The organism is Kluyvera chengduensis (assembly GCF_044197065.1).
Classification (GTDB): domain Bacteria; phylum Pseudomonadota; class Gammaproteobacteria; order Enterobacterales; family Enterobacteriaceae; genus Kluyvera; species Kluyvera ascorbata_C.
On the sequence record NZ_JBIQOI010000004.1, the window covers coordinates 292,043 to 303,955 of the forward strand.

At 55.6% G+C, this 11,913-nt stretch carries 9 protein-coding genes; 2 read left to right on the forward strand and 7 right to left on the reverse strand.

The genetic code is table 11. The annotated features are described in order from the left end of the window. The first annotated feature begins 1 nt into the window (after position 1). Positions 2-928: an HTH-type transcriptional activator AaeR gene (aaeR, locus tag ACH1XZ_RS14000; protein WP_395596036.1), complete on the forward strand. Its 927-nt coding sequence runs from the start codon at positions 2-4 to the stop codon at positions 926-928. Positions 929-1,168: 240 nt separating this feature from the next. After that, positions 1,169-1,783, forward strand: a complete 615-nt coding sequence (locus tag ACH1XZ_RS14005; protein WP_395596037.1) for a YagU family protein — start codon at positions 1,169-1,171, stop codon at positions 1,781-1,783. A gap of 49 nt (positions 1,784-1,832) precedes the next feature. On the opposite strand, the gene tldD is transcribed toward ACH1XZ_RS14005, so the two are convergent. The 7 genes from tldD to mreB form a co-directional block, all read right to left on the reverse strand. Further along, complete coding sequence (tldD, locus tag ACH1XZ_RS14010; RefSeq protein ID WP_115073702.1) at positions 1,833-3,278, reverse strand: metalloprotease TldD; 1,446 nt, start codon at positions 3,276-3,278, stop codon at positions 1,833-1,835. Between the two features lie 101 nt (positions 3,279-3,379). Continuing rightward, on the reverse strand, positions 3,380-7,186 hold the full coding sequence (yhdP, locus tag ACH1XZ_RS14015; protein ID WP_395596038.1) for an AsmA2 domain-containing protein YhdP: 3,807 nt from the start codon (positions 7,184-7,186) through the stop codon (positions 3,380-3,382). 33 nt (positions 7,187-7,219) lie between these two features. Beyond that, positions 7,220-8,689: a ribonuclease G gene (rng, locus tag ACH1XZ_RS14020; protein WP_035891210.1), complete on the reverse strand. Its 1,470-nt coding sequence runs from the start codon at positions 8,687-8,689 to the stop codon at positions 7,220-7,222. Beyond that, on the reverse strand, positions 8,679-9,272 hold the full coding sequence (locus ACH1XZ_RS14025; protein WP_395596039.1) for a Maf family protein: 594 nt from the start codon (positions 9,270-9,272) through the stop codon (positions 8,679-8,681). The genes rng and ACH1XZ_RS14025 overlap by 11 nt, the downstream gene beginning before the upstream one ends. Before the next feature lie 7 nt (positions 9,273-9,279). Further along, complete coding sequence (mreD, locus tag ACH1XZ_RS14030; protein ID WP_185669794.1) at positions 9,280-9,768, reverse strand: rod shape-determining protein MreD; 489 nt, start codon at positions 9,766-9,768, stop codon at positions 9,280-9,282. Further along, complete coding sequence (gene mreC, locus ACH1XZ_RS14035) at positions 9,768-10,775, reverse strand: rod shape-determining protein MreC (RefSeq protein WP_035891216.1); 1,008 nt, start codon at positions 10,773-10,775, stop codon at positions 9,768-9,770. Before mreC ends, mreD begins: the two co-directional genes overlap by 1 nt. Positions 10,776-10,843: 68 nt before the next feature. Next, on the reverse strand, positions 10,844-11,887 hold the full coding sequence (gene mreB / locus ACH1XZ_RS14040; protein WP_000913396.1) for a rod shape-determining protein MreB: 1,044 nt from the start codon (positions 11,885-11,887) through the stop codon (positions 10,844-10,846). Between the last annotated feature and the right edge of the window lie 26 nt (positions 11,888-11,913).

An 11,913-nucleotide genomic window follows, 5' to 3' on the forward strand; every position in this document is an offset into this window, starting at 1 on the left:
AATGGAACGACTAAAACGGATGTCGGTGTTTGCCAAAGTTGTCGAGCAAGGCTCCTTTACTGCCGCGGCACGCCAGCTACAGATGAGCGTTTCTTCCATCAGCCAGACTGTCTCTAAACTGGAAGATGAGCTGCAGGTCAAACTGCTTAACCGTAGCACCCGCAGCATCGGCTTAACCGAAGCCGGCAAAATTTACTACCAAGGCTGCCGTCGAATGCTGTTCGAAGTGAAAGATGTACACGAACAGCTTTATGCCTTTAACAACACGCCGATTGGTACGCTGCGCATCGGCTGTTCTTCAACTATGGCACAAAATGTCCTCGCTGCCATGACGGCGGAGATGCTTAAAGAGTATCCAGGATTAACCGTGAATCTGGTGACGGGCATTCCAGCGCCGGATCTCATTGCCGATGGTCTGGATGTGGTTATCCGCGTTGGGGCGCTGCAAGATTCCAGCCTCTTCTCTCGCCGTCTGGGCAGCATGCCAATGGTCGTCTGTGCGTCGAAGAAATACCTCGCGCAGTTTGGCGTGCCCGAAAAACCGGCGGATCTCAGTAACCATTCGTGGCTGGAATATAGCGTTCGTCCGGATAACGAGTTTGAGCTAATTGCTCCGGAAGGAATTTCAACCAAACTGCTGCCAGAGGGGCGATTTGTCACTAACGACCCAATGACCATCTCTCGCTGGCTGGTTGCCGGTGCCGGTATTGCCTACGTTCCGCTGATGTGGGTGATCAATGAGATCAACAGCGGTGAGCTTGAGATCTTATTCCCACGCTATCAGTCCGACCCGCGCCCGGTGTACGCCCTGTATACCGAAAAAGACAAGTTGCCGCTCAAAGTACAGGTCTGTATTAACTATCTGACAGACTATTTTGTCGAAGTCGCGGGGCTGTTTCAGGGGATGCGTGGAAGAAGGAAAGAATAAGCAAAGACATATTCATTCCGAAATTAAACAGTCCCATTAAGAGTATTTGGCATGAATATTTCCTGAGTTACAGTCGCTGTAATTCAGGAATAAATCATCTGAACTATTAAGTTTGGCTAATTGACACTCTGCCCATCTGACTATTATCTTGTATTATGTCTGATACCCAGACGGTTGCATTTAATTAAAAATCTAAAAACAGAATGCATTGAGCAGGATCATTTTAACCAAGGACTCAGTATGAATTTATTCGAACAAACACCGCCTTCACGCAGGCGTTATGGGCTTGCCGCATTCATAGGGTTAATCGCAGGGATCGTCTCCGCGTTTGTGAAATGGGGTGCCGAAGTGCCTCTTCCTCCGCGCAGTCCTACCGATTTATTCACCGGTGCATGCGGGCCCGAGCAGTTAATAAGAGCCGCAAGTCAAATCGATTGTTCCCGTAATTTCCTTAACCCTCCGTATGTATTTCTTCGCGACTGGCTGGGCGTCGCAGACCCCAATGCCGTCGTTTACACCTTTGCAGGACATATATTTAACTGGGTCGGCGTAACACATATCATTTTTTCCATCGTCTTCGCCGTAGGTTATTGCGTGGTTGCTGAAGTCTTCCCGAAAATTAAACTCTGGCAAGGTTTACTCGCCGGTGCTTTAGCTCAGCTTTTTGTCCACATGATCTCCTTCCCGCTGATGGGACTGACACCACCGCTGTTCGAACTTCCATGGTATGAACATGTATCAGAGATCGTAGGCCACCTGATTTGGTTCTGGTCGATTGAAATTATCCGTCGCGATTTACGTAACCGCATCACTCACGAACCTGACCCTGAAATACCGCTGACGCATTTGCGATAAAAAAACGCACCTCAATGAGGTGCGTTTTTTCGATGATGGCTTATTCAGGTCAAGCCGTACCGCCCACCGTCAAATTGTCCACCTTCAGCGTCGGCTGGCCCACGCCAACCGGCAGGCTCTGGCCTTCTTTACCACAGACGCCAACGCCGTTATCCAGCTTCAGATCGTTACCGACCATCGACACCTGCTGCATGGTTTCAATACCGGAGCCAATCAGCGTGGCCCCTTTCACCGGCTTGGTCACTTTACCGTTTTCGATCAGATACGCTTCCGAGGTAGAGAAGACAAACTTACCAGAAGTGATATCCACCTGACCGCCGCCGAAGTTTGGCGCGTAGAGGCCATATTCCACGGACTCAATGATTTCCTGCGGCGTGGATTTCCCGGCCAGCATATAGGTATTGGTCATACGCGGCATTGGCAGGTGGGCATAGGATTCACGACGGCCGTTGCCGGTCGGAGCAACGCCCATCAGGCGGGCGTTGAGTTTATCCTGCATATAGCCTTTGAGGATCCCGTTTTCGATCAGTACGTTGTACTGACCCGGCGTCCCTTCATCATCGATGGCCACGGAGCCACGGCGATCGCTCATGGTACCGTCATCCACAATGGTACACAGTTCGGAAGCCACCAGCTGGCCCATCTGTCCGCTGAAGACCGACGTGCCGCGGCGGTTAAAATCACCTTCCAGACCGTGACCCACCGCTTCGTGCAGCAGAACGCCAGGCCAGCCCGCGCCCAGCACCACCGGCAGCGTACCCGCCGGAGCGGCGACCGCAGAAAGGTTAACTAACGCCATGCGCACGGCTTCTTTCGCCCAGGCATCGGCGCGAACTTCACCGTCGAGGTCGGCGAGGAAGTAGTCGTAGCCAAATCGGCCACCGCCGCCGCTGGCGCCGCGTTCACGTTTGCCATCTTCTTCCACCTGCACGCTCACCGACAGACGCACCAGCGGGCGCACATCGGCCGCCAGCGTGCCGTCAGTCGCGGCAACCAGAATCAGTTCATAGACGCCGGTCAGGCTCGCCGTCACTTCCTGCACGCGGCTGTCTGCGGCACGCGCCACGCTGTCCACGCGGCGCAGGATATCCAGCTTCTCTTCGCGGGTCATGCTCTGCAGTGGGTCCAGCGAGGTATAGAGCGCAGAATGCTCTACCGCGCCCAGCGTCTGCACTTTGCCGTTACCCGCTTCACGCACAATGGTGCGCGCGGCCTGTGCGCTCTGTTCCAGCGCCAGCAGGCTGATCTGGTCGGCATAGGCAAAACCGGTTTTCTCACCGCTTACCGCACGAACCCCCACGCCCTGGTCGATGTTGTAAGAACCATCTTTAATGATGCGATCTTCTAAAACCCAGGATTCGTGGTAGCTGGACTGAAAATAGAGATCGCCATAGTCCAGACGACGCTCCGTGAGTTGACCAAGAATGGCGAACAGATCCTGATGATTCAGGCCGTTCGCTGCCAGCAATTGTTCACTTACCAGGTTTAGACTCATTATTTCGCTACTCGTTAATGGCCCGCGCGCTTCACGCATTTCGAGCCGGTATTCCGGGTGTTTGTCTTATGAGATTGAGGCAATTCAAGGCTTGCGTCAAATCATGGCTTTTTGTCGCTGCGCGCCTGGCGCAGCACTTCGTTAATTTGTGGCTTATCAATCGGGCCGGTGATGCGATAACGCAGTATAGAGACTTTGTTCCACAGCGGGCCCAGTACTTTGGTCGCAGCAAACACCGCCGCGCCAATTATCGGGTTCACCGCGAAAGCCGTCGCCACGCCGACCGTCGCCGAAATTTCCGGCGCGACGATGGCTTCCATATCCAGCTCACGGCGCACCAGGTTGACCGACCCTTTCATGGCGATATCGGCTTCCAGACCATCAACCAGCGTATCATCGGTATTCAGCACACCGTCTTTGATCCACGCGGTACTGCGAATGGAATCAAAGTAGAAGCCTTCGCTGAAGGTGTCGCTAAAGTCAAAGCGCAGCTTACGCAGCAGTGCATCGACGCTCAGTAAACGCAGCAGCTGTCCGGCATGGCCCGTGGAAAGATCGGTAAACTGCCCTTTGCCAACGTGCGATTTCAAAATACCGTTCAGCGACGCCACGTCAGGCTGCCACGGCTTATCGCGCCAATGTAAATCGTAGTCTACATCGACGGAAGAATCGCGAATCGGCGTTGAAACCCCGAAGAAAGCCGTAGCCTCATCAATCTTGTTACCGTGAATTTTCCCCTTCAGCGAGGTGCGCTGCCCTGACGGTGAGTTCACCCACACGCCATCGGCGGTTAAGCGACCAAAGCCCGTATCCACCAGCCCGTTCGCCAGCGTCAGGGTATCGCCCTTCACGTTGAAGTCCCCATCGATACGGCCATATTTCTGCCCCCACAGCCAGCATTCGGCGCAGCGAAGCTGAAGATCAGGCCAGTTGTGGAAATCTATCGCGCTGCTGCTCGCGGCGCTGCTCAACGGGCCAGTTGCAGCGGTCTGCGCCAGCGGATTAGCCGACGGATTGTAGTAGAGGTAACGAACGACAGCCTGCCACGGCGAGTTATTTTTCATCGTCAGGCTGGCGTTAATCTCACGTCCCTGGGCTTCCATCCGCGTGCCATCCGCCGTTGGCTGGGACACCACGCTCAGGTTATTCCACTGCTGGCCTGCAAAGGTCAGCGACGGCGTACGCAGCGTCACGTTCTGCGGGAAGGCGGCTGCAGAGCTTACGCCGTCGGCCGCGCCGTGCTGGAACAGCGCCAGCCACTGTGCGCCGTCCATCGGCGGCATATTCAACTCCACGCCCGACGTTTGCGGCAGTGGCGGAATTGTACGACTGTCCGAGGCCCAGATAGCGCTCTCAAGCGTGAGCTTTTTCCCCAGCAGCCAGCGGCTATTGAGATGATTATCCGGCCCCACGTTGCCGGTCAGATCAAAGCTGTGCAGATTCCCATCGACGTTGAGCTTAACCGGCAGTGATTTCCCCGCCGCTTTATCCGCCGGAGACGGTAAGCTACTGCTCATGTTTTGCAGATCGCTGGTGATTCCAACCTTGTAGGTTGCGCTGCCTTGATAAGGAAGCTCGATGGCGACGTTCCCTTTCCACGGTACGCTGCCCTTGAGCGCATCGTTAAGCTGTTTTGGCAGCACGCCCGTTTTCGCTGGCTGCCAGTCCGCCTGCATGTTGACGCCCACCTGATAGGACTTGTCGCCCTCTTTGGTGGTGAAATCGACGTTCAGCGGTTGATTAAACCAGGTGGCGGTCAGCGGCTCGCTCGTCAGGTTGCCGTTATCAAAGCTGAAGCGGCCTTTGAGGTTATGCAGCGTACTGTCGAGCGGTTTGATAAACAGACTGTTATTGTTCAGCGCGACGTTGCCCGTGGCCTTCACCAGCTCGCCGTCCAGCGGGATATCAAGATGTAAGCGAGCGCTCACATCGCCATCAAGCTGGAGCTCTTCAAGGGTCGCGCCAAGGGATTTATCGAGCGGCGTCTGCTGGAAATACGGACCAACTTCTTTACCTGGACCGTTAATATCGGCATCAATCAGCAGCTTCTCTTTGGCGTAGTCTGGAATCGACGCATCCAGGTTACTGGCGGTCACGCCGCCGAGCGCCGCTTTATCCGCCTTCATCCACAGGCCCGCATTGATAAAGTTAAGCTCGATATTCAGGTTGGTCAGCGCCGGCCAGTCCGGCTGGAAGGCAAAGGTCGCGTCGTGCAGCGGCACATAGACCTGGAACTGCCCTTCGTTATGCTCGTACGGGAACAGGTGCGGGTCGCCCCCGTAAACCAGAGTGGCGTTCTCCGCTTTACCCGCTTTGATGGCACCGCTCAGGTAGTCGACAAGCGCTTTCCCCATCAGGTTTTCAGGAAAGTAGCGCCACGCCTGCCCACCATCGTCGGTGCTGATTCCGGCCAGAATCCCCAGCCACGGCTGGTCGTCCTTCGGCTGCAGATAGCGGAAACCACCCGCGGCACGAACGCCCGTCGCCGTGACATCGATATCACGGCCATCGAGCATGAAGCCTCTGTCGTCATTGACCCAGTTCAGCGTCGCCACGCCGTTGGCAATCTCCAGCGGTGCGCGGAAGACGTGTTCGTACGGCATCTTCGCGTCTTTCATCGCGACGTGCAGTGAACCATTTTCTACGCTACCGGCAATGTACCCGGAGACATGTTCCGCGCCGGGCAGCAGTTTCCACTGCTTCCAGCCGAGGTTATTCCAGCTCGCGTTAAAGCGGGTTTTGCCGGTGTCCTGAAGCGGAATATCAATCGCCAGCGTATCAACCATGCCAGCAGGCTGAGCGGTACGCCAGATGTCGGCGACGTCGGGGGAGAGTTTTTCAGCGATCGGCAGCAAGCCGTTTAAGCCAGCCGGTGAGAGATGACTGGCGCGAATGCGCAGTTCGTCACTGCGTTTATTGTTCGGGCCACCGACCTCTTGCGCCGGGATCCACGCCAGCGCCAGCGCACCGCGAGGCCACGGTATATCGTCAATCGTGATACGGGTATCGGGAATGCGGAACTCCCAGCCCTCTTTCTCACGCGACAGGTGCGCGGTGAGATTATCCACTGCCAGATGGTGCTCCTGCTGGTCGCCCTGCCAGCTGGCGCCGCCCTGTTTCAGCCAGATATCGCCATTGGCGATTTCGCCTTTATCCAGCGAGGCCCAGCCTTCAAGGCTAAAGCGAGCGCTGGTCAGCGCGATGTTATCCTGCATCCACTGGCCGAGCCACGGCTTCACGTCGATGTCATCGGCCTGGAGCCATAAACGTCCTTTGTTCAGCAGACCATTTTCATCACGCAGGTCCATACGAACTTTCATCACCCCGTGCTGCCCGGTGAGGCTGGAGAGGCTAAGCTCTCCTTCGGCGCGGTGACGGTTGTCATTGTTGACCCAGGTGAGCTGCGGAATGGCAAGTTCAGCACGCTGGCCAGAGAGCGTCAGGAAGCTGAGATGGCTGTCGCGTAGGGTGAAGTGGTCAAACTGGCGCAGGAACAGATCGCCGACGCGATCGCCCTTCAGGCCGTCGCCGCTGTCGTTACTCTGTAGTGGCGTATTGGTATGAATTTGCAGTTGCCAGAAGGTCAGCTCGCGAAACTGCCAGCGCATGTGCAGCAGGCTTTGCCAGACATCCAGTGCCATGGAAGCACGTTTGATAGACAGTTTACCGCCGTCGTGCATCGCAACGTGGATATCGCGTACGTCCAGCGTCGGGCCGAAGTTTTGCCAACTGGCGTGTATCTGCGAGGCGGAAACCGGCAGCCCGGTAACCGCTTCGATTCTGTTCAGCAGTTCAGGGCGCCATTTATCCAGATGTGGCAAGGCGAGACGCAGGCCGCTCACCAGCAGCGCGACAACGACAATCAGTGTGGCAACGGTGAGCAGTAAAATCCCCGGCAATCGCCTCACGCATCTCTCCTTGGGTCGCAGCAGGCTGCGTAATTACATCATAACCACATCAAACTGCTCCGGGTTATAGAGCGGTTCAATCTGGACTTTTACCTGCTTGCCGACAAAAATTTCCACTTCTGCCAGTGCGTGAGACTCTTCGCCTTTCAGCGTTTCTGCCACGGATGGAGACGCGTACACCAGGAAGCGATCGGAGTCATAAGCGTGATGCACGCGCACGATTTCACGCATAATCTCATAGCATACCGTCTCAACGGTTTTCACCGTACCACGCCCGTGGCAGGTCGGGCACTCGGTGCAGAGCACGTGCTCGACGCTCTCACGCGTACGCTTACGGGTCATCTCCACCAGCCCCAGCGGCGAGAAGCCGTTCACGCTGGTTTTCACGCGGTCTTTACTCAGCGCCTGTTCCAGCGAGTGCAGAACCCGACGACGGTGGTCTTCATTATTCATATCGATAAAATCGATGATGATAATGCCGCCAAGGTTACGCAAACGCAGCTGGCGCGCAATCGCCTGAGTCGCTTCAATATTGGTGTTGAAAATGGTGTCATCAAGATTACGGTGCCCCACAAAAGCCCCGGTGTTGATGTCAACGGTGGTCATTGCTTCGGTCTGGTCGATAACCAGATAACCGCCTGACTTGAGCTCAACTTTACGCTCCAGCGCGCGCTGGATTTCATTCTCAACGTCGAACAGATCAAAGATAGGCTGGCGGCCGCTGTAATGCTCAAGCTTATTGGTCATTTCAGGCATATATTCTGCCGTGAATTCCATTAACGCTTCGTAGGTCAAACGGGAATCAACGCGAATTTTATCCAGTTGAGCGTCAGCAAAGTCGCGCAGAACACGCTGCGCCAGCGCCAGTTCACCGTACATCTGATAGCGGGTCTGCGGGCGCTTCTTACGCTCCATGACTTTGGTCCAGACGCGCTTGAGATAGGCGGCGTCAGAAGCTAAATCCTCTTCACACACCCCTTCGGCTGCGGTACGAATGATAAAGCCGCCCTGCTCATCACAATAATCCGCGACGACTTTCTTTAAGCGATCGCGTTCGGCTTCACTTTCGATGCGCTGCGACACGCCGACGTGCGAAGCGCCGGGCATAAAGACGAGATAACGGGAAGGTAACGTGATGTCGGTGGTCAGACGCGCGCCTTTGGTCCCCAGGGGATCTTTCACCACCTGTACCATCAGGTCCTGGCCCTGACGCACCAGTTCAGAAATATCGCGGACGGTGAACTGCTTTTGCTCTTCACCCGCCACGCATTCGGTATGCGGCATGATATCGGAAGCGTGGAGGAACGCGGCCTTGTCGAGACCAATATCTACAAAAGCCGCCTGCATACCTGGTAAGACACGACTAACACGACCTTTGTAGATATTGCCTACGATTCCGCGTCGCGCTTCACGCTCAATATGAATTTCCTGCAAAATGCCGCCATCGATATACGCCACTCGCGTCTCCGATGGCGTCACGTTTACTAATAGTTCAGCCGTCATGTGTATCCCTTTTTTCACGTAGCGAGTTAAAGTTACTCAGCAACTCATACGTTTCCACCAGCGGTAAGCCGACTACGGCGTGATAGCTGCCATTTATCTTCCTGACGAAACAGCCACCCAGCCCTTGAATACCGTATGCACCTGCTTTATCTAAAGGTTCGCCGCTCGCAACATAGTCTGCAATGTCTTTCTCGGAAAGCATCCGGAAGGTCACTTCCGTTACGACCAGACAGTCGAGCGTGTGCTGGCTATCTGCCAGCGCAACGGCGGTCATCACCTGATGGGTATTCCCTGATAGCTTACGCAGCATCGCGGCTGCATGCGCTTCATCGCGAGGCTTCTCCAGCACTTCACCGTTAAGCACCACTATCGTATCGGCACCCAGAACAGGGAGATCGTGGCGGGTTAACGCAACGCCCGCCTGCGCTTTCTCTCGCGCCAGGCGCGCCACATATTGCTGCGCCGGCTCCTGTGGGCGACGCAGCTCTTCGATACCGGGAACCACTTTCTCAAACGTCATGCCTAGCTGAGTGAGAAGTTCCTGGCGACGCGGGGAACCTGAAGCAAGATAGAGAGATACCATAACGACCTTATTGAACGGCAAATTGCTGGCGAACTTTACGCATCAGAAGAAATATCCACGGCCAGAGCACGCCGTTTACTACACTACTCCAGAACACTTCAGGTCGGAAAGAGACGTTGATCACTAAAAACTCTGCCCAGAAAACAATAATATCCGTCGCGAGTGAGAGCAGCATAACCACCAGCGCCTGTTGCCAGAGCGCCAGGTTGCGGAACAATTGATATTTCAGCGCCACCAGATACGCCACAATGCTCAACGACAGCGCGCGCACGCCAAGCGTTGATCCACTAATGAGATCAAGTATGGCACCCATCACCAGACCCGTACCAACATTCACGCGGTGCGGCAGCGCCAGTGACCAGTAGAGCAGAATGAGCAGCACCCAGTTTGGCCGGAAGACGATAAGGTCGTCCGGCCAGGGCATAACCTGTAGCAGCAGTGCGATAAGAAACGAGAGCCAGATTACCCAGCGTCCCTGGCTACGGTAGCTTGCCACTATTGCCCTCCTGCAGAGGGTTGTGGTGGCGGCGTCCCCGCAGGCGGCGTGGCTAACCCGGTTGCCGGCGCGGGAAGCTGCGGCCCCATAGTCTCAGGAGACGGCAGTACCTGAGGCATCATCTGCATCAGACGTTCGTTGGCGACGCGATGCACCTCTTCCGGCGTCATCGGGTTGGTGCCGTTACGATCTGCGCCCCACAGCAGCAGCAGATAGCGCAAACGCTGCAGACCCGCCGTTGGACGCGCCTGAATCACCGTATACGCGCGCTGCGTGTCCAGCTTAACGGACGATACCACGCCAACCGGATAACCTTCCGGGAAACGACCACCCAGACCGGATGTCACCAGCACATCGCCGACGCGAATGTCGGTATTGGCTGGCAGATGCTCCAGTTGGAGATCGTCAGTACAGCCGTTACCGGCGGCAATCACACGAATATCGTTACGCAGAACCTGAATAGGCAGTGCGTGGGTGGCATCGCAAATCAGCAGCACGCGGCTGGTGAGCTTGGCGACGGCCACAACCTGACCGACAACGCCTTTATCGCTGATCACCGGCTGGCCTTCGTAAACACCGTTCACGCTGCCTTTGTCGATAACCACCTGGTCGCTGTAGGGATCGTTAACCGTTGAGATCACCTGCGTCACCATTTTTTGTTCGTCCTGGCGCAGCGGTGAACCTAACAGCTCACGTAAACGGGCATTTTCTTGTTTGTACTGACCGAGCATCAGCAGGTCACTGTTTTTCAGCAGCAGTTCCTGACGCAGCGCACGGTTTTCGAGTTCAAGCTGATCGCGTGAAGCCAGCGTTTGCGAAACGCTATCAAGCAGTTCACGAGGACCATTGGAAACAAAGTAGAAAGGACTGACGGCAGTATCCATGTACGTTCGGATTTGACTGAACATACCGAGACGGCTATCGGCGATAATGACACCCAGCGCCACCAGCACCGCCAGAATAAGGCGAATCTGCAGCGACGGGCCACGGCTAAAAATGGGCTTCATAGGCTATGCGTATTCTCGTGTCAGTGAAATTGAGGGTAGCCTTCTGGCTACCCTGAACCTCATGCTGACTACTCTTCGCTAAACAAGTCGCCGCCGTGCATGTCGATCATTTCCAGCGCCTTGCCGCCGCCACGCGCTACGCAGGTCAGCGGATCTTCAGCAACGACAACTGGAATACCGGTTTCTTCCATTAACAGGCGGTCAAGGTTGCGCAGCAGCGCGCCACCACCGGTCAGAACCATACCGCGCTCGGAGATGTCGGAAGCCAGTTCTGGCGGGCACTGTTCCAGTGCAACCATCACTGCGCTCACGATGCCCGTCAGAGGCTCCTGCAGCGCTTCGAGAATTTCGTTAGAGTTCAGCGTAAAGCCACGCGGAACACCTTCTGCCAGGTTACGGCCACGCACTTCGATTTCACGCACTTCGTCGCCCGGGTAAGCGGAGCCGATTTCGTGCTTGATACGTTCTGCGGTTGCTTCACCAATCAGAGAACCGTAGTTACGGCGAACATAATTGATAATCGCTTCATCGAAGCGGTCGCCGCCGATACGTACGGAAGAGGAGTAAACCACACCGTTCAGGGAGATAACGGCCACTTCAGTGGTACCACCGCCGATATCCACAACCATGGAGCCTGTTGCTTCAGAAACCGGCAGGCCGGCGCCAATTGCAGCAGCCATTGGCTCTTCAATCAGGAACACTTCACGGGCGCCAGCGCCCTGAGCAGATTCACGGATCGCACGGCGTTCAACCTGAGTTGCGCCAACCGGTACACACACCAGTACGCGCGGGCTTGGGCGCATAAAGCTGTTGCTGTGAACCTGTTTGATGAAGTGCTGGAGCATTTTTTCGGTGACGAAGAAGTCAGCGATTACGCCATCTTTCATCGGGCGAATCGCCGCGATGTTACCTGGCGTACGGCCCAGCATCTGTTTTGCGTCATGACCTACAGCGGCCACACTTTTCGGTGAACCGGCACGATCCTGACGAATGGCGACCACGGAAGGCTCATTCAATACGATGCCTTGTCCTTTTACGTAAATCAGGGTATTCGCGGTACCCAGGTCAATGGACAGGTCATTGGAAAACATGCCACGAAATTTTTTCAACATACTAAGGGATAATCCTGAAAGCTGGG

Bases quoted from the DNA above. Each gene is read 5' to 3' on its own strand.
- mreB (WP_000913396.1), bottom strand. From the start codon at position 11,887: ATGTTGAAAAAATTTCGTGGCATGTTTTCCAATGACCTGTCCATTGAC.
- aaeR (WP_395596036.1), top strand. From the start codon at position 2: ATGGAACGACTAAAACGGATGTCGGTGTTTGCCAAAGTTGTCGAGCAA.
- ACH1XZ_RS14025 (WP_395596039.1), bottom strand. From the start codon at position 9,272: ATGGTATCTCTCTATCTTGCTTCAGGTTCCCCGCGTCGCCAGGAACTT.
- rng (WP_035891210.1), bottom strand. From the start codon at position 8,689: ATGACGGCTGAACTATTAGTAAACGTGACGCCATCGGAGACGCGAGTG.
- tldD (WP_115073702.1), bottom strand. From the start codon at position 3,278: ATGAGTCTAAACCTGGTAAGTGAACAATTGCTGGCAGCGAACGGCCTG.
- ACH1XZ_RS14005 (WP_395596037.1), top strand. From the start codon at position 1,169: ATGAATTTATTCGAACAAACACCGCCTTCACGCAGGCGTTATGGGCTT.
- mreC (WP_035891216.1), bottom strand. From the start codon at position 10,775: ATGAAGCCCATTTTTAGCCGTGGCCCGTCGCTGCAGATTCGCCTTATT.